The 19,281-nt window shown below is 47.9% G+C and carries 16 protein-coding genes; 1 reads left to right on the forward strand and 15 read right to left on the reverse strand.

The features are described from left to right. Positions 1-42: 42 nt before the first annotated feature. The 4 genes from THEAE_RS0109750 to THEAE_RS22985 form a co-directional block, all read right to left on the reverse strand. Positions 43-3,219: a BTAD domain-containing putative transcriptional regulator gene (locus THEAE_RS0109750; RefSeq protein ID WP_169729980.1), complete on the reverse strand. Its 3,177-nt coding sequence runs from the start codon at positions 3,217-3,219 to the stop codon at positions 43-45. Between the two features lie 129 nt (positions 3,220-3,348). After that, positions 3,349-4,872, reverse strand: coding sequence for an acyl-CoA synthetase (locus THEAE_RS0109755; RefSeq protein ID WP_028987315.1), 1,524 nt, complete (start codon positions 4,870-4,872; stop codon positions 3,349-3,351). A gap of 62 nt (positions 4,873-4,934) precedes the next feature. Beyond that, positions 4,935-6,098 carry an endonuclease Q family protein gene (locus THEAE_RS0109760; RefSeq protein WP_028987316.1) on the reverse strand — a complete coding sequence of 388 codons (1,164 nt, stop codon included), beginning with the start codon at positions 6,096-6,098 and terminating at the stop codon, positions 4,935-4,937. A gap of 3 nt (positions 6,099-6,101) precedes the next feature. Next, on the reverse strand, positions 6,102-6,650 hold the full coding sequence (locus tag THEAE_RS22985; RefSeq protein ID WP_005585666.1) for an NUDIX domain-containing protein: 549 nt from the start codon (positions 6,648-6,650) through the stop codon (positions 6,102-6,104). Between the two features lie 118 nt (positions 6,651-6,768). Between THEAE_RS22985 and mciZ the strand changes: the two genes are divergently transcribed. Continuing rightward, entirely contained in the window at positions 6,769-6,921 is a 153-nt protein-coding gene (gene mciZ, locus THEAE_RS22590; protein WP_156920592.1) for a Z-ring formation inhibitor MciZ, read from the forward strand. A 23-nt stretch (positions 6,922-6,944) separates the two neighbouring features. Here mciZ and THEAE_RS0109775 read toward each other — a convergent pair whose 3' ends face one another. The 11 genes from THEAE_RS0109775 to THEAE_RS0109825 form a co-directional block, all read right to left on the reverse strand. After that, complete coding sequence (locus THEAE_RS0109775) at positions 6,945-8,024, reverse strand: DUF3866 family protein (RefSeq protein ID WP_028987317.1); 1,080 nt, start codon at positions 8,022-8,024, stop codon at positions 6,945-6,947. A gap of 96 nt (positions 8,025-8,120) precedes the next feature. Continuing rightward, positions 8,121-9,674, reverse strand: a complete 1,554-nt coding sequence (locus THEAE_RS0109780) for an acyl-CoA carboxylase subunit beta (protein ID WP_005585669.1) — start codon at positions 9,672-9,674, stop codon at positions 8,121-8,123. Further along, positions 9,664-10,512 carry a methylmalonyl-CoA epimerase gene (gene mce / locus THEAE_RS0109785; RefSeq protein WP_028987318.1) on the reverse strand — a complete coding sequence of 283 codons (849 nt, stop codon included), beginning with the start codon at positions 10,510-10,512 and terminating at the stop codon, positions 9,664-9,666. The genes THEAE_RS0109780 and mce overlap by 11 nt, the downstream gene beginning before the upstream one ends. 110 nt (positions 10,513-10,622) lie before the next feature. Beyond that, on the reverse strand, positions 10,623-12,269 hold the full coding sequence (locus THEAE_RS0109790; RefSeq protein ID WP_028987319.1) for an acyl-CoA mutase large subunit family protein: 1,647 nt from the start codon (positions 12,267-12,269) through the stop codon (positions 10,623-10,625). A gap of 24 nt (positions 12,270-12,293) precedes the next feature. Continuing rightward, positions 12,294-13,034, reverse strand: a complete 741-nt coding sequence (lipB, locus tag THEAE_RS0109795; RefSeq protein WP_028987320.1) for a lipoyl(octanoyl) transferase LipB — start codon at positions 13,032-13,034, stop codon at positions 12,294-12,296. 121 nt (positions 13,035-13,155) lie between these two features. Next, a complete protein-coding gene (gene motB / locus THEAE_RS0109800) occupies positions 13,156-13,932 on the reverse strand; it encodes a flagellar motor protein MotB (RefSeq protein ID WP_028987321.1) in 777 nt (258 codons plus the stop codon). Beyond that, on the reverse strand, positions 13,919-14,710 hold the full coding sequence (motA, locus tag THEAE_RS0109805; RefSeq protein WP_005585674.1) for a flagellar motor stator protein MotA: 792 nt from the start codon (positions 14,708-14,710) through the stop codon (positions 13,919-13,921). The genes motB and motA overlap by 14 nt, the downstream gene beginning before the upstream one ends. A gap of 122 nt (positions 14,711-14,832) precedes the next feature. Then, positions 14,833-16,122: a dihydrolipoamide acetyltransferase family protein gene (locus THEAE_RS0109810; protein WP_028987322.1), complete on the reverse strand. Its 1,290-nt coding sequence runs from the start codon at positions 16,120-16,122 to the stop codon at positions 14,833-14,835. Positions 16,123-16,149: 27 nt separating this feature from the next. Then, entirely contained in the window at positions 16,150-17,133 is a 984-nt protein-coding gene (locus THEAE_RS0109815) for an alpha-ketoacid dehydrogenase subunit beta (protein WP_028987323.1), read from the reverse strand. Between the two features lie 15 nt (positions 17,134-17,148). Then, complete coding sequence (locus THEAE_RS0109820) at positions 17,149-18,135, reverse strand: thiamine pyrophosphate-dependent dehydrogenase E1 component subunit alpha (protein WP_028987324.1); 987 nt, start codon at positions 18,133-18,135, stop codon at positions 17,149-17,151. Positions 18,136-18,543: 408 nt separating this feature from the next. Continuing rightward, positions 18,544-19,281, reverse strand: a 738-nt coding sequence (locus THEAE_RS0109825; protein ID WP_028987325.1) for an IS110 family transposase, incomplete at its 5' end; no start/stop codon positions are given.

The raw sequence follows: 19,281 nt of genomic DNA on the forward strand, positions 1-19,281 counted from the left end.
ATGAACATGTTAAAGGGGAATAGTTACAAAGAAGTTACAATATTATGGCATAATCTCAGGATCTTTTCCCTCTAAAATTTGCCCATAAAGGCGAGTTGTTTCCTCCATGGGAGGAACTCCTAGTTCCCTTTCCAGGACCTGTTTACACTTTTCATACCACCATAAAGATAAAGTTCGGTTGGCCAATCTTTGGTAGGCCACCATAAGGATGCGATAGGCGCTTTCCCATAAAGGATCGATAGACAACATCTTCTCGGCAACGGGAATCGCTTCATTCTCTCTTTTCGCTCGCAGTAATAGAAAAGATAAGCGTTCGCTTCCTTTCAGGAACAGGAGGGAGAGTCGTTCCCTCTCCTCATTTACCCAATCATCGTAGAGGTTGTCGGGAAGAAAATCACCATGGTATCGTTTAAATCCTCTCATCAACAGGGTGATGGCATCCTCTTCATTTTTTAAGACAAGCCCCTTTTCATATTCCTTCTCAAAATCTTCGACATCGAGGAAAAATCCGGTGTGAAGCTGGAGACGATAGTTTGATCCTTGACGAAAAATATAGTAAGAAGAACTTCTTGCTTTTCTATCCGGTTCGAGGGCTCTTGTCAAAGCATTCAGGGAAACTTTGAAATCCCGCTCCCTGGTATCCTCGTCTGCCTCCGGCCAAAGATCCTCTTGAATCATCTCTTTGGGCAACTCTCTATTCCGTTTGGACAAGAAATATTGAAATAAACGTTTCGCGCTGCTACGTTGCCAATCCTTCTCCTGCAATTCTCGGTCTCCCAGATAGACGCGAAAACGTCCTAAAGTTTCTACTCGTAAGGTATATCCCGGATGAAAGATAAGATCCCGAAACCCCATTTTTTCCAATATTTTTTTGGAATAGTGGGTCAAATTCTCCTCCATATATTCTTGTGATCTGATGAAGAGAGGAATCATCATTTGCGGATCCTTTGGGCTTAAGAAAGAGGAATGGGTGAACAGAAAGTCATATTGACCGTCGATGGCTAAAGCAAGCGTTCTACCCCACCATTCCTTAAAGTCGTCCATCCGTTCTAACCGCTCATAAAGAAGAGAAAGCCATAAAGAAGAGGCGGTCTCAAGGAAATGGTCTTTACACTCTATCGCCTGCTGGTATGTTTCCCGGAAAAGAATCTCTGCCTCTCTCTCCTTCTTGCTGTAAAACGAAGCGATCCCCATTCCCAGTGTCGTTAATGCTCCGATCCAAAGATCAGAAACCGATTGAGCCAGCTTATATGCCTTTTCCCCATAGGAAAGGGCTAAATCGTATTTCCCCATCTTCCCATACAGAAACGTAAGTCCCATCATAGGTTCTGCCGGACCTCTGGCCACTCCAATTTCTTCAAAAATCTCCAAGGAAGTTAAATAACTCTCTTCGGCTAAATGAACTTGATCGGATGCAAACGTTGAAATGGCATGCCCCATCCTCGACCACCCCACCGCTTCAACAAAGGGAGCGTTCATCTCGGCGGCAAAGAGAATTCCTTGCTGAGCCTTCTTTTTCGCCTTTTCCCCCTCTCCCAAAAAGGCACAAACGATGGATTGGACAAGGGAGGATTCTCTGAAACCATAATAGAGGGGCGTCTCTTCTCGGTTTACTTTCTCCTCTTTGGATAATAGGAAATTGGCCTCCTGTAACCTTCCCGTTCTAAGCAGGAGACGACTATAGATCATGGGATCGACCTTTTGGTTTAGTCGTCTAAGAAGTCGAAAAATTTTTTCCGCCCGATTCGGTTTTCCAATATTAATCAGATTTTCAGCAATAAGATGTAAAATACGTCGATTTAAAGTGGGCTCCATTCTTCTCGCTTTGCGCAAATCATGATGAAGAAGGGAATCTGCCTGCTGCGGTTGTACCGTATCGAGATATACGAGGATCTCCCCTTCTATGGCCATCAGTTCTCCGTCATAATCCCCGTGATCCCGGCAGTTCCTTCTAGCCTCTTTATACAGTTCTAAGGCACGATCATAATCGGAATGAAGCCGATAATAATCCCCTTCCACAATAAATAAACGGCCAAACGATCTCCTGTACGGGAGGGGAATTCTCTGAATCGTTTCTTTTACTTTCTTCAAATGCCCCAATTGCATCAATTGCGGTCCGATCTTGGTTAACAAATAGGATAGATCCTCCCATTCTCCTGCGGCGATGTAGTGGGGAAAACTTAAAGGATACTCCTTCCGGCTCGTATAATAGTGAGCAAGTCGGCGATGTATATTCCTCTTGGTCTCTAAAGGCGTTTTATCTTGAAGGAGAAGACGAAAAAAAGGGTGAATCCTTCTTCCGTTTCCATTGGTGTCAGGGAAAAAGAGACGATAGCGCTCCAACTGTTGAAGGAGAGTTTCTTCCATTCCAAAATAGAGAAAATGCAACACCTCTCGATCGATCTCATCGATGAGGGCTAGGTCCTTCAAAAAGCCCTGCAAGGTGGAACTAAGGGGAATGAAGATCTCTTCTTCCATAAATTCAAAGAAAGGACGTAAAGAGCGGTTTGGTTCGGCGTGAATTTGCTCTAACTCTCCTCCCCTCGAGAGATAAAGGTAGATAAAATGAACGAGGATCTGCCACCCTTGCGAAAGATGGGCGATTTCATCCACCTCTTCCTCCGTTCGTTTCATTCGATAAAAGCGATGAAATAATGTAGAAATCTCCTCCTTATTTAAGAGAAGATGATGTTCCGAGACCTCCAACACCTTATTCTGCAAAAAGAGTTTTTTCATCACTTCATTTTCCGGCATGAAGCGGGTGGCAAGAAGTAGATGTACTTCCGGCGGGAGCAGTTCAATCAGACGGAAAATAAAGCGGCTTACAGGGGAAGATTCATCGATGAGATGAAACTGATCCAGCAGGAGGATGGTATCTTTCTTTTGCTTTGCCAGGCGATCTACCCATTGATGGATCCATTCATCTCCATCCTCTTCCTGATAGAGCATAGAGGAGGCCTTTTTCCCGATGAAATCCCACTCCCCTTCTGGAAAGGTGTGGTAGAGCTCTTCTTGCAAATGATCGAGAAACGAATGAAATGAGCGGTCTTTTTTCGTTAGAGTCATCCACAGAACGGGAGAAGGTGTTTCTTTCACGAAGAGAGAGAGAAGATGGCTTTTCCCAAATCCCGCAGGGGAGAGAAGCAGGGTAGAAGGATAGTGGCGAAATTGGTGCAAGCGATCCAATGCTGTGCGGCGAAAGATCTGATCTGTTCCCATAACCATCACTTCCCAGCGATTTTCACAAAGTTCATTTCTTTTTTTAAAATTCTCTAGAAAACTTTTATCTCCTGCATAAAAAAACCATCCCAAGGATGGTTTGATACGAAAATCATTTTCATGGGATGCTTACACGTTTTCCGTCTCCTTCAATGGGAATGATCGATAGATCCGAAGAAGCTCTTTCTTATCGATTTTCCCCACGCCCGTTTTGGGTAATTGGTCTAAAAAGATAAATTCCTTTGGAATCTTAAAACGGGCAAGATAACGAGAACAGTATTCTTTTAATTCCTCCTTCGATAGTTCCTCCCCATTCTTTGCGACGAGAAAGGCAATCCCCTTCTCTCCCCATTTATCATCCGGTACACCGATCACCACCGCCTCCGCCAAGGAGGGATGGTTTTGTAGGACGTTTTCAATCTCCAAAGGGTAGATGTTCTCTCCCCCTGAAATAAACATCTCCTTTTTCCTTCCTACGATATAATAATATCCTTCCTCGTCTCTCCTCCCCAGATCCCCGGTGTATAGCTTTCCGTCCCGAATAACCTTTTCCGTCTCCTCTTGATTATTCCAATAACAAAAGAAGACATGAGGCCCTTCGATCACCAATTCCCCCACTTCACCGGAAGGAACCTCTTTTCCATGTTCGTCCACCAGCGTGATCCCATTATGAATCATCGGCTTTCCGACCGAACCCTTTTTCTGAAACGCCTCATCCGGAGAGAGATAAAAATTGTTCGGCCCCGCTTCCGTTAAACCATACCCCTCTTTAAAACGGATTCCCCTTTTCTGATATCCGTCATAGATGGAAAGAGGACAAGGAGCTCCCCCGGATAAAAAGATGGGATCATGGGAGAAATCTGCATGCTGCAAAGCGGGTTCCTGAAGAACTTGAAGGTGCATGGTGGGAACGAGGAGAAGGATGGTCACTTTTTCTCTTTCAACGGTCTGTATGGTCTCGTATGGTTTAAATTGCTTTCCTACGATTACTTTTCCCCCGGCGTATAAAACAGGAAGGGTTAATGCATTTAACCCCCCTGTATGAAAGAGAGGCATTACCGTGTAGGTGATGTCCCGTGGGCTTAATCCCCAACTGACCACGGTATTTATCGCATTCCATAAGATATTGCGATAGGTAAGGACCACTCCCTTCGGTCTCCCTGTTGTTCCCCCTGTATAAAGCATCACCCAGGGATCGCCGGCAGCTCCTTCCGGGGAGATTTTATTGGCGATCGTTTCCTTGCTCTGGAAAAAGATCCCATGTGTTGAAATCATCTGGATGGAGGGAATCTCTTCTCGAAGCAAATCGATCTGATCTTCAAAAGAAGGATGATAAAATAAAACCTTCGCACCAGAATCTTGCAAAATATAGGTTAATTCGTGGACACTTAACCTGTAATTGAGTGGGATAAAAATGGCCCCGATCAAGTACGTGGCAAATAAAACCTCAAAGTAAGGAATCTCATTCGGAGTCAGGATCGCAATACGATCCCCTTTTTCTATGCCAAATTGGATTAAACGGAAAGCCGCCTCATTCGCCCGCCGGTAAAGCCCTTCATAGGTAACCTCTTCTTTACTTTCCCCATCCACCAATGCGATACGATTCGGCGTAAGAGCGGCTCTCCTCTCAAACCATCTTCTTTCCCAATCCATCTATTTTCCCCCTTGTTTCCCCTTTCTTTTCTCCAATCTAGCAAGAAAGGGTTACAAAGGGGTTACAGAAGATCCTTATCCACTTTGCCGTACATTCCCCCTCCCCCCGCTTCAATGGGAAGGCGATTTTCCCGGCTTAATTGAATTCGTTCCGCGAGGGTAGGACCAAACTTTTCTTTAATCTCACGGATCGGAACCCTGTGAAGAAGATTCATTTCATTCCCAAAGGCTTCAATCAGGCGAAGATATGTTTTCTTTCCCACTCCAGGAAAGAATTCCAAAAGGATCTGCGGGAAATAGGGAGGGCGCCAATCGGGATGGAGGGCCTCTTTTTCGCCTAATTCAAGGACCCGATCAAACACCCCTTTGGCGACAGGCCCACCGCATTGGGAACAACGGGACTGATAAGGCTCTACCCGCTCACCGCAATGGGAACATCTGCTTCGATAATACTTCCCCAGACTGGGATTTAAACCATAGTTTGCCTCTATGAAATTCCCCCCTTCCCTTTTTAAAGCCAGCCTTAAACTTTGAAAATCCGGGTTTTGTAAGCAAATCCTCTGATATTCCCTACCGATCTTTTGAATCGAATGGGCGTCGGAATTCGTTAGAAAAGGATAGTTTCTTAACTCCGGCAAATGATCCGCCATCTCGGTGTCTCCGCTTAGGCCTAACTCCACCGCATCGATATGTTTCGGATCACACACCTCTTCAAGGCGATTGACAGCCGACAGGATGCCTTTATGGGGAGTGAAAATATGGGCAGGAATAAAGAGACCTCCAAGCTCTTTCGTCGCCTCCTGCAGCTCCCGGGTGGAGCGATTAAACCGTTGAGAGCTAAGGTGAGGGTTTTTCATCCCTTTGCTTAGATAGTTGCTAAATTCCTTCATCTTCTTAAACGTAGGCAGATAAGAAAGAAGGTGAAAAGGCTTCCTTCCCTCTTCCCGAATCTCGATTTCGCTTCCCAGAAGGAGCGTAATTCCTTGATAGCGGATTCCTCCCCCCGGGAGTTCCCTGGCCTTTCCACTTTCGAGATCCTGTTCCAATTGATTCAATATTTCCGGGACGTGGGCATCGATCACCCCAACCAGATCCATCCCTTTTTGGTCCCTCGAACCTTTGAGAAGATTTGAGAGAGTGAGATCCTTGGAGGCGCTGTTTTTTACCGGCCTCCCTGAGTCGGTAGATCCGATATGAATGTGTAAATCGGCATAAACACTGGGCAAAACTTATTCCCCTTCCTTCTTCTGAAACAACGCCCAATGATAAACGGCAAGAATGGTTTTGGCATCTGCGATTCTTCCACGGGCCATCTCTTCAAAAATTTCTTGTTCCGTAAGCTCATAAACCTCCACAAATTCATCATCATCCAGGTGATGCCGGCCCGCTTTTAACCCCTTTGCTAAGAAGAGATGAACGACCTCATTGGAAAAACCGGGAGAAGTATAGAAGCGGGATAGAAAGATCCATGAATCGGCCATGTATCCCGTTTCTTCCTCCAATTCCCTCATGGCAGATGTGAGGGGCTCTTCTCCCGGCTCTAACTTGCCGGCCGGAATCTCCAACAGATCTCTCTCCAATGCCTTGCGGAATTGTTCTACAAAAATAAATTTCCCCTCCTTGGTGACGGCCAAGACGGCGACGGCACCCGGATGGAAAACCAGCTCCCGGGTAGATCTCTTCCCATCAGGAAGTAGGACTTGATCAACAGCAAGTTCTACGACTTTTCCTTTATAAATTTCCTCCCGGTGAAGGGTCTTCTCTTCAAAATGGGACATGGAAGTGCTCCTTTCTTTCATAACTGGTCCGATATGAACATATGTTGTAGCAATAAAAAAGTGAAAAATGAAGGCGTCGCTTGTAAAGAGGGGGATTTTTGTGAAGGAGGATGGGAGTGTGAAGATCTATACCGGTGAAAAAAGCCTCCGTATGGTCGGGAAGGCCTGGCAGGTTCGAGCGAAACTGAGAGAACTCTCCCGCATACCTATAACCTTACATCAATTTCTGCTTCTTCGCAAAGGGAAAGAGGGAAAGGAACGGAATTGGTGAAGTTGATTGAATGGAGACCTTTTTTATTTAAGGATGGAGAGAAAAAAAGAGGAAGCGACGGCAATTCCCTGAAGAAACGGCGGATCCTCAAGAATCCCCCGTCCCATCGTTTCAATGGGGTATTCCTCGATCATGGAGACGAGCCCATCCCATTTTTCCAAGGGCCGCCAAAGAAGATGATGCTTTTCTCCCAACCGATAATGCTCGATCTGCTCTTTAATCCATTCCTTCTCTTCCCCTGCGAAAAGGGGGATGGGAAGATAGGCGGGGGCGAGGGCAATTCGAGATAGGGATGTGAGGAGATGATGGCTTAAGCCGCGGTGACGGGGGCGGGGGTCTTGAAATTGGATCCGGGGGACCACAATCCCGGTTCCATTGAGAGCAGCCACCGCATTGATCAATTCTCCGGTCTCCACGGCCGAATATCCGAAAGGATGAGCGGTGCCGACGCTTCCTGGCCCTGGTCCAACGAGGATCACATCTGCTCCCAAACTATACCGGGCGGCAAGCATGGCAGAATAGACATTAACGCTTTCCAAGTCCCCCCCGAAGGCTTGCCCTGCGGTAATGGTCTTATAGAGAAGGCCCTCTTCCTTCAAACTTCTCACGTGATTGCTTAACCAAATCGGAAGCGCCGTTCCATCGGTCATGATGTAAACCGCCTTTAAATTCGGCTTCTTCTTTTGAATAAAGAGGAGAGAAGCAGGCAACATGCTATGTAAGCTGAAGAGGAGGATAGGGAAACCTTGCAAATCTCCACCCCTTGTTTCCGGGGAGTAAAGGGGATGCTCCTCCTCCTCCACGCACTGCACTGCCAGCTGAAAGGGGGTGTATCGCCCTTTCATGATATGACCGGATGGGGCGTTTCTTTCCTTTTCATTTCTGTTTAAGATGGCCATCACGATATGAAATCCACCGGATCCAAGCGTTAGGCGAACCGCCGTGGTGTTTAGAAGCACCTCATCTCCCTCACGAACAGCGCCGGTGATGGAGGGATAATTTATTCCTTCTTCGATTCTTTCATCCGTTTCCACTCGGATCAACTCTATTTCCTGAGACCTTCGCCATACCTCGATCACTTTGCCCGTTTCCCGTTGAAGCATAGGCTCCCCCCTTTCTCCTGCCGCTCCTCGTTTCATTCGAACGCTCATCGGCATCAAACCGACCGATTTAAACTCACGGGACCCCAATTCATTTACCTAAAGGGGTATATTCCCATGTTTCTTATGAGGACGTCCTTCCTGTTTGTTTTGCAACATCCGTAAAGCCTCTTTTAGCTTCTTTCTTGTCTCCCTGGGATCGATCACATCATCCACCATGCCCATACCCGCCGCCACATATGGGTTTGCAAACTTTTCCCGATATTCCTTAATTTTCTCCGCCCGGGTCGCCTCCGGGTTTTCACTCCTCTCAATTTCTTTGGAATAGATAATGTTGGCTGCCCCTTCCGGTCCCATAACGGCAATTTCCGCATTGGGCCATGCATAAACCAGATCCGCACCGATCGCTTTGCTATTTAAGGCGACGTAAGCTCCTCCATAGGCTTTACGCAAAATGACCGTGATCTTGGGGACCGTTGCTTCGGAATAAGCATAGAGAATCTTGGCGCCATGCCGAATTATTCCCCCATGCTCCTGATTAACCCCAGGAAAAAATCCGGTTACATCTTCCAAGGTGATCAGCGGAATGTTAAAAGCATCGCAAAAGCGGATGAAACGGGCCAGTTTATCGGAGGAATGGATATCAAGCCCTCCTGCCAAATACTTTGGCTGATTGGCGATCATCCCTACCGTATAACCGTCAATTCTTCCGAAACCCACCACGATATTTTTCGCAAAGTTCTCATGGACTTGTAAGAAATCTCCATGATCTACCAATAGTTTGATGACTTGAACCACATCATAAACCCTGGTCCCCTCTACCGGCACACGATCAACGATCTCTTCAATCCAATCTCCACCCTCATCCGGTTTTCCCCGCGGGGGTTTCTCCCTATAGTTTTGAGGAAGAAAGGAGAGAAGTCGGCGTACTCCTTCTAAAGTAGATTCTTCATCAGGATGGGAGAAATGGGCATTCCCGCTAATCGTCGTATGAACCCGAGCCCCGCCCAGATCTTCACTGCTGATTTTCTCACCGGTTACGGTTTCAATCACTTTGGGTCCTGTGATAAACATTTGGCTCGTCTTTTCCACCATAAAAACAAAATCGGTGATCGCCGGCGAGTAAACGGCTCCTCCGGCACTTGGTCCCATAATGACGGAGATCTGGGGAATGACGCCGGAGTAAATGGCATTCCGATAAAAAATATGCCCATACCCGTCAAGGGAGACAACTCCCTCCTGAATGCGTGCCCCGCCTGAATCATTTAATCCGATGATCGGAGCCCCATTTTGGGCGGCAAGATCCATGACGCGGGCAATCTTTCTTGCGTGCATCTCCCCTAATGCTCCGCCAAAGACGGTAAAATCTTGGGCAAACAAATAAACAAGTCGCCCATGGATCGTCCCGTACCCTGTAACCACCCCTTCCCCAGGCGCTTCTTTCATCTCCAGACCGGCTCCCCGATGTTCAATAAAAGGAAAGAGTTCGACAAAGCTATCCGGATCGAGCAGAAGATGAATTCGTTCTCGGGCGGTCAGCTTTCCCTTACGATGCTGCTGGTCAATTTTTTCATAGCCTCCGCCTAATTCAACCTTTCTTCGCCGTTCATAGAGTTCGTCGATTTTTTCGTACATCTTCTCGTTATTGGTCATGATGCTCACCCGGATTTACCAGTTCAATTAAAACGCCATAGGTAGATTTCGGGGAAAGAAACGCCACCTGTGATCCATGTGCGCCGGTTCTTGGGGCGGGAGGAATGGGAATAAGATTCGCTTTTTCCACACGATGAAGTGTTTCTTCCATTTCCCCTGTACGAAGGGCAATATGGTGAATCCCTTCCCCCCTTTTCTCGATAAACTTAGCGATCGGGCTATCGGGAGAAGTGGCTTCCAAAAGTTCAATCCTCGTCTCCCCAATGGGAATCATGGCCACCTTCACCTTTTCTTCCGCCACCTCTTCTTCACTTACGATGAATAAGCCAAGGGCTTCGTAAATTTTTCTGGATTCCGTAATACTTTTAACGGCAATCCCGATATGATCGATTTGGGAAGGAGGGTGGATCGGGTCTTCTTTCCCCGCCTCCCCTTGCCTTCTCCTCTTTTCTACCTCGGATCGAATAAATGCGACGGTCTCCTGGAGGCTGCTTCCCGGCGTAAAGATTTTTGCAATTCCTTTTTCCAGGAGATATGGAATATCCTCATCGGGAATGACCCCTCCTCCAACCACCAGGATGTCCGACGCCCCCTCTTCTTGAAGAAGTCGGGTCACTTCCGGGAAAAGTTGATTATGAGCACCTGAAAGGCTGGAGAGTCCAATACAGTCCACATCTTCTTGGATCGCTGCCTTTACAATTTGGGCAGGCGTCTGGCGGAGGCCGGTATAGATCACCTCCATTCCGGCATCCCTTAACGCTTGGGCGATGATCAGCGCCCCCCGATCATGTCCGTCCAATCCCGGCTTGGCTACCAACACGCGAATCTTTTCACCCATCTACTCTTTCCTCCTATCTCACAAAACATATCCTGTCACACGGGGGCTTTCGGCGCTCCATGTTTCGGCACTCCATGACAGAAACGATTCTCCACGGCCCACGATCTCTTTTACCCTTGATATTCCCCGAAAACTTCCCTTAGGCTGCCGCTCATCTCCCCCACCGTGCAATACGATCTCACGCAATCGAGGATAACCGGCATCAAATTTTCGTCTCCTTGCGCGGCTTCTTTTAACCGCTTTAAGTTTTTCTCCACTTCCCCCTGATTTCTCCGTTCTTTTAGCTTCCGCAATCTTTCTACTTGATTCTTTTCCACCTGATCATTGACGCGTAAAATCTCCGGCCGATTCTCATTTTCAACCTGGAAACGATTCACCCCCACAATCACCATCTCGCCCTCTTCAATCTTCTTTTGGGTTTCATAGGCAACCCGGTGGATCTCCTCTTGCATATATCCTTGCTCGATAGCGGCGACCGCGCCGCCCAAGGAATCAATCTTCTCCATATATCGTATGATTTCTCTTTCCATCTGATCTGTCAGCGCTTCTAGGAAGTAAGAACCGCCCAGAGGATCCACGGTATCGGCAACGCCACTCTCATAGGCGATAATTTGCTGGGTCCTCAAGGCCACTCTGGCCGACTGCTCAGTCGGTAAAGAAAGAGCTTCATCCATGGAATTGGTATGAAGACTTTGCGTCCCTCCCAGCACTGCGGCCAGCGCTTGTAAGGTAACGCGGACAATATTATTCTCCGGTTGCTGTGCGGTCAAGGTAGAGCCGCCTGTCTGTGTATGAAAACGGAGCTGTAGCGATTCTTCCTTCTTGGCTCCAAATCGTTCTTTCATGATTTTTGCCCATATTCTTCTCGCGACCCTAAACTTTGCAATCTCTTCGAAGAAATGGTTATGCGCGTTAAAGAAGAAGGCAAGTCGGGGGGCAAATTGATCTACATGAAGTCCGGCTTTGATCGCCGTTTCCACATAGGCAATCCCGTTGGCCAGGGTAAATGCGACCTCTTGAACAGCGGTTGAACCCGCTTCACGGATATGGTAGCCGCTGATGCTAATGGTGTTCCACTTGGGCACCTCCGCAGCACAAAAAGAAAAAATGTCGGTGATGAGACGCATGGAGGGTTTCGGAGGATAAATATAGGTGCCCCGTGCGATATATTCTTTTAAAATATCGTTCTGAATGGTACCGGATAATTCTTTGAATGAAAGACCTTGTTTTTCCCCTACCACCAGATACATGGCCAAAAGAATCGCCGCAGGAGCATTGATGGTCATCGAAGTGCTTACTTTATGGAGAGGGATCCCTTCAAAAAGCGTTTCCATATCTTCCAGGGAATCGATGGCAACCCCCACCTTCCCCACCTCTCCCCGGGAGAGGGGATGATCCGAATCGTATCCGATCTGGGTAGGGAGATCAAAGGCAACGCTTAAACCCGTTTGTCCTTGTTCTAATAAATAGTTAAACCGTTTGTTCGTTTCCTCCGCCGACCCGAATCCCGCATATTGCCTCATCGTCCAATAGCGTGCACGATACATGGTGGGACGAATTCCACGGGTATAAGGCCATTCACCGGGAAAACCCAACTTCTCCATATATTCATCCGTCATGTGGTCCGGATAGTAAACCCTTTCAATGGGAATCCCTGAAAGCGTTTTAAATTCCTTCTTCCTCTCCGGGTATTTATTCAATAAAATCTCCGTCTTTCTTCTCCAATCCTCTTTTTCTTTTGCATAGTCTCTCTCCATCTTGATCACTCCAATCTTCTCAATTCATTCGTCCTTGGAACTTTTGTCGCTTGCAGGCGGCTCAACTTCTCTTTTCCAATGCGTATAGGTTTCATTTCTTTTTTCAAAATGGAAGACGGATGAAAACGCATCCATGATCGGAGAATAGAGAGAAGATATGGCAGGGCTCTTCCCCAAAACCTTTTCCATGGAGGTTACTCCCAGGTGAACGATCCCGCAGGGACGAATATATTGGAACATCTGCAAATCCGGGGAGATATTTAAAGCAAAACCATGGGAGGAAATATAGCCAACCCTCTCTTTAGCCCGATTCAACTTGACTCCAATCGCGGCGATTTTCTCGTCTCCTACCCAAACCCCGGTATACGTTTCCTTTCTTTCCCCTTCAATGTTCCAGAATTTTAAGGTTTGGATCAGGCCTTCCTCGATAAGTCGCAAGAAACGGTGGGGATCATTGCCCCAATCGGCCAGATGAAAGATGAGATAACCGACCAGTTGTCCTGGGCCGTGATACGTGATATCCCCTCCGCGATCAATTCGTTGAAAATCGATTCCTTTTCTCTCCCTTTCTTGATGCGTGATCAGCAAATTCTCTTCATGTCCAGCCCTACCTAACGTGTAGATGTGCGGGTGTTCCAGGAGAAGAAGGGTATGCGACCGTCTCCCTTTGTCCACCTCCTTCACCAACTCTTTTTGCATATCCCATGCTTCTTGATAGGGGGTTAACCCCGAGAGAATGAGGACATCCAACTCTTTTTTGCTCATCGTACAAAATCCTCCTTTACATAGGATATCAGAAATTTATGAATGAGGGAATTCTTCCATCTTAAAAAATAAAAAAAAGGGGAGACCCCCTCGTTCGTTCATTCGATGTCGCCGTACATCATTATTTATACATCCTTGCGATCAGTACTTCCACTCTTCGGTTTAGCGCCCTTCCCCGCTCGGTATTGTTATCGGCCACCGGCCTGTACTCTCCATATCCGATCACCCGAAATTTGTCAGGGGATAAGTTTTTATTCTCCAAAATTACATTGAGGAAATTGACCGCCCTAGCTGTACTTAAATCCCAATTGGACTGGAACTCGGCATTATGAATCGGCCGATTGTCCGTATGCCCCGAAACAGAAACTTCGTGGGGAAAACTCTTTTCCAGAATGACGGAAATCTCTTTGGCGATCTTCCTGGCCTGAGGAAGGATATCTGCCTTACCGGAGTCAAAAAGGGCGTCTTCTCCGATGGTAAGGAGCAATCCTTCATTGGTTAAGGAGGTCTTTAATTGATTGGTCAAACCATTTTTCTCAATATATTGATTCATCTCTTCCATGATTTTTTTTAGTTGGGCGGTTTCTTGTTGATATGCCTGCAAACGTTCAATTTCCTTTTGGTCAAAATTGTTTTGGGAACCACTGCCGGCTGGATTGCTTGTTAAGTTCGGAACTTTTGTAGGAATCATCTGGTCATATTGTAAGACGCCTACTGCTCCTCGAAAAGCGATATTAAACGCATTGGCCATTTTCTCGACTTTTTGACTGTCTATCTCACTAAGAGAAAAAAGAACGATGAATAGGGCCAGAAGTAAAGTGAGCAAATCGGCGTAAGGAATAAGCCACGTTTCGTCCATTTGATGCTCTTCCCCATGGGAACGTTTATTTTTCCACATGTTTCGTCCTCCATCGCTCTTCCCGTTCAGCAGCCGGTAGATAGACGAGAAGTTTTTCTTCAATATTTGATGGAGAAATCCCGGCCTGGATGGATAGAATGCCTTCGATCATCAGGCGTTTTAGCTCTACCTCTTCCTTTGATTTTTGCCTCAATTTATTGGCAAAAGGATGCCATAAAACATATCCGGTGAAAATCCCCAACAAGGTAGCGACAAACGCTGCGGCGATGGCGTGCCCCAGCTGTTCGATGTCGCTTAAATTCCCCAAAGCGGCAATTAGACCGATAACCGCTCCCAATACCCCTAAGGTAGGGGCGTAGGTCCCCGCCTGGCTGAAAATCTGGGCTCCGGACTGATGACGAGATTGCATCGCCTCTATATCCTGTTCCAGCGCATCCCGGATAAATTCCATTTCCCTGCCGTCAACGACCATCTTCATGCCGTTCTTTAAGAAAGGATCCTTAATTTCGTCAATGCTGTTTTCCAGCGCCAAAAGCCCTTCTCTTCGTGCGGTTTGCGCCCAAGTCATAAAATGATCGATCAATTCCGTCCTGGAAATCAGAACCTGTCTGGTGAAAAGAATCTTAAAGAGAACAGGGACCTTTTTCAACTGTGACATGGGGAAAGCATTTAAGACCGCTGCTATGGTACCACCGAAAATAATAAGGTAAGCGGCAGGATTTGTGAGGAGAGAGCTAAGAGGAGCCCCCTTCAGTACCATTCCAAACCCTACTGCGATCAGTCCGATAATAATCCCGATTAAAGTTGATCTCTCCATCCATAATTCCCTCATTTCTATGCTGCGACAAATTCATCCTATTCTTTATATCGACAAAAGGAACTTTTATTTTTACAAAAAAGGAAAGGGCCTTCCGCTCGGCCCTTTGATTCCTCACTTTTTTAATAAATCTCCATTTCCGGACGGATCGCTTCAATCTTTTCCTTGACCCGTTGCATAAACCGCCCACAGATCAGGCCATCTAAGATCCGATGATCAAGGGATAAGGTGAGGTTTACCATATCCCGAACGGCAATCATCCCCTCGATGACAACCGGTCTTTTCACAATCGCTTCGATGCTTAAAATCGCCGCCTGCGGTGAATTAATGATCGGCATGGATAAAACGGAACCAAATGAACCCGTGTTGTTCACGGTAAACGTTCCACCGCTTATATCATCGGGAGCAAGGCGCCCCTCCCTGGTTTTGCGAACCAACTCCTCAATGGAACGGGCCAAGCCTAAGACGCTTTTCTCGTCGGCTCTTTTAATAACCGGGACAAAGAGGGCATCATCCGTTGCCACGGCGATGGAGATGTTCACCTCTTTTTTCATGATGATGCGGTCTTTCGCCCATTGGGCATTTAACATCGGAAATTCCTTCAGAGCTTCCACGACCGCCTTTATGAAAAAGGGAAGGTAGGTAAGGTTAAATCCTTCTCGCCTTTTAAATTCCTCCTTAAGCCCGTTCCTAAGTTTTACCAGATTGGTGGCGTCCACTTCGATCATCATCCACGCATGAGGCGCTTCATGTTTGCTGCGAACCATTCGCTCTGCAATGGTTCTCCGTACCGGCGTAACGTCAATCTCTACATCCCCTAAAGCGGCAACAGGAAGAGGAGATGGCTTAGTCATCTCTTCTTCTCGCCCGATAGCAGCGTTTAACTCGCGGACCGGGGGTTTGCTCACTTCATCGGGGAGAACGTTTGCCTTTGTTTTCTCTCTCTCCTCTAAATAGAGAAGGAGATCTTTCCTCGTGATCCTGCCTCCGGCTCCTGTCCCTCTGATCTTTTCAAGGGGGATCTTCTTTTCCGCCGCTAATTTTAACACGGCGGGGGAAAGCCGCTGTCCTGCCTCCCTTTTCCCAAATAGTGTCCCACCACTTCCTGGGTCGGCTTTTTCCTTCTCCCCGAAGGTCTCTTTATGCTCCGCTGATGCACTCTCCTCTTCATTCTTTTCTGTCTCAATGGTGCAAATCACTTTCCCAACCGGGACGGCTTCATTCTCGGAGGCCAGAAGTTCCGCTACTCTTCCGGCGACGGTAGAAGGTACCTCCGCATTTACTTTGTCGGTGATCACTTCACAGAGGGGATCATATACGTTTACTTGATCACCGGGTTTGACCAGCCATCTGCCAAGGATTCCTTCGGTGACGCTCTCCCCCAACTGAGGCATCGTTATATGAACGATCATCCTTTTCCTCCTTTCGCTCGATACGACTTAAAAATAAGCCAATTCCCGCATGGCCTGAGCAATTTTGTCAGGATTCAGCATATAAAATTTCTCTAATGGAGGGCTGTAGGGCATGGCCGGAATGCTCGGTCCTCCAAGGCGCTTAATGGGTGCATCTAAATCAAAGAGAGCCTCTTCTGCGATAACGGCAGAAACCTCTCCCCCGATGCCCCCTTCTTTATGATCCTCATGGACGATTAAAACCTTCCCCGTTTTTGCCGCCGCCTCGATAATTCCTTCTTTATCTAAAGGATATAAGGTCATTAAGTCGAAGACATGGGTGGAGATGCCTTCCTTCGCCAGGGATTCCGCCGCTTGCAGAACATAATGGAGGGTAAGCCCATAGGAGATGACGGTGATGTCGCTTCCCTCCCTCTTTATATCCCCCTTTCCAATGGGCAAGGTATATTCCTGTTCGGGCACCTCTCCTTTTACAGAACGATAAAGCCGTTTATGTTCAAAAAAGAGGACAGGATCTTCGTCGCGAATGGCCGAGGTTAATAGACCCTTCACGTCGTAAGGAGTTGCGGGAGCCACGATTTTAAGTCCAGGATTTCCTGCGAAGATTCTTTCCATACTTTGGGAGTGATAGAGGGCACCATGAACGCCACCACCATACGGAGCTCGTATCACGAGGGGAACATGCCAATCATTGTTGGAACGATATCTAATTTTAGCAGCTTCGCTAATGATCTGATTCACCGCCGGCAGGATAAAGTCGGCGAATTGGATTTCGGCAACCGGTCGCAGACCATACGCGGCTGCCCCGATGGAAACGCCTACGATGGCCGATTCCGTAAGCGGGGAATCGATCACCCGTTCTTCGCCAAATTCTTCAATCAGTCCTTGGGTTGCTCGGAAAACGCCTCCCCGGACTCCCACATCCTCTCCGAGGAGAAAAACTCGAGGATCGCGCTTCATTTCTTCCCGAAGGGTATGGGTAACCGCTTCAATATATGACAGGATAGCCATCGCCTCATCTCCTCCTTAACCATATACGTGCAGCATGGCGCTTTCCGGTTCAGGATAAGGCGCCTCTTCCGCGTAACGGGTTGCTTCGTCGATCTCTTCCATCACCTTTTTTTCCAAGGCGGCCAATTTCCCTTCATCCATCAAACGCTGAGATAAAATATATTCCCGATAACGGAGGATGGGATCCTGTTTTTTAGCCAACTCTACCTCATCACGGCTTCTGTAGGTGCGATCATCGTCATCGCTGGAGTGGGGGGTTAAACGATAGGTTTTTGCTTCGATCAGCGTTCCCCCCTCTCCCCGGAGAGCTCTCTCCCTTGCCTCTTTGACCGCTTTGTAAACCTCCAAGGGATCATTCCCGTCTACGGAGACACCGGGCATACCGTATCCTACCGCTCGATCGGCCACCGACTCGCAGGCGAGCTGTTTTTTCACCGGCACGGAGATGGCGTATTGGTTGTTTTCCACCAGGACAATCACAGGCAGTTTATGAACTCCGGCAAAGTTTAAGGCTTCATGAAAATCTCCTTGATTGCTCGTTCCCTCTCCTAAGGTGACAAAAGAAACGAACGGTTTCTTCTCATATTTTGCCGCCAGGGCAAAACCAACCGCATGGGGAATCTGGGTCCCGGTGGGGCTGGATTGGGTCATGATGTTTAATTTCCTACTGCTGAAATGACCCGGCATCTGCCTGCCCCCGCTGTTGGGGTCCTCCGCCTTGGCAAAAGCAGAAAGAAGGAGGTCTCTCACCGTCATCCCCATCACCAAAACGACCCCCGTATCCCGATAATACGGATTTAGATAATCGACCCCCTTTTCTAAGGCGAAGGCTGCTCCAACCTGTGCAGCTTCCTGCCCTTGGCATGAGATGACGAAATGGATTTTACCGGCGCGGTTTAAGATCCACTCTCTTTCATCCACTTTACGGGCCATGAACATGTAGCGATAAATCTCTACCGCGGTTTGATCGCTCAACCCAATCTCCCGGTGATGGATTGCCATCTGAATTCCTCCCTCATTAAATTAATGTTTTCTCCGTCTTTCTTGCTTTTTCTCATGATTTCATCTTTGACTTACGAAACATCCTTGGATAAGATTTGATGAGAAGTGAAAATATGGAATCGACCTGTTGGCGGGAATAGAGGTGGTGGTCACCTCGATTTTTTTAGCCATATGATCGCAAATGGATCTCCACATAAGCCCTTGCGGTTTACCCTCCCATATCTCCCTGGGTCAATGCCCTTACATTCCTTCGTTCTACCTCTCAAGGGGTGGAGGCCAGGCAAGCTCCTTTGCGGGGTCGATGCCCTAATGGAATAAATTGCTCCCAGCCTATCCGTGCTTCGCTTTTCAAAGATCAACATGTGGATAAAGCAAGTAAAACGAATGAGTTACTAACCTGCGAATAAATTAAGCTGCTGCTTGAAGCTGAGCCTCCCGATGGGGGCCGAGCACTTTGCTGCTGTCATAATTCTTCTGTTTACGGCCTAGCTCAAACAAGATGCGGATGAGCTTGATGCAAAGCGCGATCATGGACTGTTTCTTTTTCAGCGGATTGTCCCGGCGCGTCGTGAAATACATGTGCAACGCGCGGAATTCCGGGTTCCTGGCAACCATCGTCAGTGCCGCCCGGTACAGCAGGGCCCGGAGACGACAGCGACCACGTTTGCTGATGGTCGTTTCCCCTTTGTGCAGCCCGGAGCTGTTTTCCCGCAGGCTGAGACCGGCGTGACGGACGATTTGCTGGCTGTGATCGTAGCCGCTCAAGTCCCCGACTTCCGCCAGGAAACCTGCCACAGTGACGAGACCGATGCACGGAATGCTCATCATGTGGGAGGCGCCCGGAATCTGCTCCACCAGAGCCGCCACATGCTCCATCAGTTCTTCGATCTGCCTGCACAGCATGGCGTACTGCTCCAGGTACATGGCTAGCTCATGCCTGGCCGCCGTAGCGCCTTCCGTGAGGCCGATGGACTTTTGGGCTTTTTGGTAGAGCATCCCCGCTCTCTTGGGGCCTACAGCTCGTTGTACGCCGCTCTTCTTCCAGGTCGCCACAAGAGCAGTTTCGCCAGCGGCGACGACGTCTTGCGGCAGCGGAAAGTTCTGCAGCGTAATGAGCGAAGCCTTGCCTTCCCAGTCTTTAAACAC

Origin of the sequence: Thermicanus aegyptius DSM 12793, assembly GCF_000510645.1 — a bacterium.
GTDB classification, from domain to species: domain Bacteria; phylum Bacillota; class Bacilli; order Thermicanales; family Thermicanaceae; genus Thermicanus; species Thermicanus aegyptius.

Bases quoted from the DNA above. Each gene is read 5' to 3' on its own strand.
- motB (WP_028987321.1), bottom strand. From the start codon at position 13,932: ATGTGGAAAAATAAACGTTCCCATGGGGAAGAGCATCAAATGGACGAA.
- THEAE_RS0109790 (WP_028987319.1), bottom strand. From the start codon at position 12,269: ATGGAGAGAGACTATGCAAAAGAAAAAGAGGATTGGAGAAGAAAGACG.
- mce (WP_028987318.1), bottom strand. From the start codon at position 10,512: ATGGGTGAAAAGATTCGCGTGTTGGTAGCCAAGCCGGGATTGGACGGA.
- motA (WP_005585674.1), bottom strand. From the start codon at position 14,710: ATGGAGAGATCAACTTTAATCGGGATTATTATCGGACTGATCGCAGTA.
- THEAE_RS0109810 (WP_028987322.1), bottom strand. From the start codon at position 16,122: ATGATCGTTCATATAACGATGCCTCAGTTGGGGGAGAGCGTCACCGAA.
- THEAE_RS0109815 (WP_028987323.1), bottom strand. From the start codon at position 17,133: ATGGCTATCCTGTCATATATTGAAGCGGTTACCCATACCCTTCGGGAA.
- THEAE_RS0109820 (WP_028987324.1), bottom strand. From the start codon at position 18,135: ATGGCAATCCATCACCGGGAGATTGGGTTGAGCGATCAAACCGCGGTA.
- lipB (WP_028987320.1), bottom strand. From the start codon at position 13,034: ATGAGCAAAAAAGAGTTGGATGTCCTCATTCTCTCGGGGTTAACCCCC.
- THEAE_RS0109775 (WP_028987317.1), bottom strand. From the start codon at position 8,024: ATGCTTCAACGGGAAACGGGCAAAGTGATCGAGGTATGGCGAAGGTCT.
- THEAE_RS22985 (WP_005585666.1), bottom strand. From the start codon at position 6,650: ATGTCCCATTTTGAAGAGAAGACCCTTCACCGGGAGGAAATTTATAAA.
- THEAE_RS0109750 (WP_169729980.1), bottom strand. From the start codon at position 3,219: ATGGGAACAGATCAGATCTTTCGCCGCACAGCATTGGATCGCTTGCAC.
- THEAE_RS0109755 (WP_028987315.1), bottom strand. From the start codon at position 4,872: ATGGATTGGGAAAGAAGATGGTTTGAGAGGAGAGCCGCTCTTACGCCG.
- THEAE_RS0109780 (WP_005585669.1), bottom strand. From the start codon at position 9,674: ATGACCAATAACGAGAAGATGTACGAAAAAATCGACGAACTCTATGAA.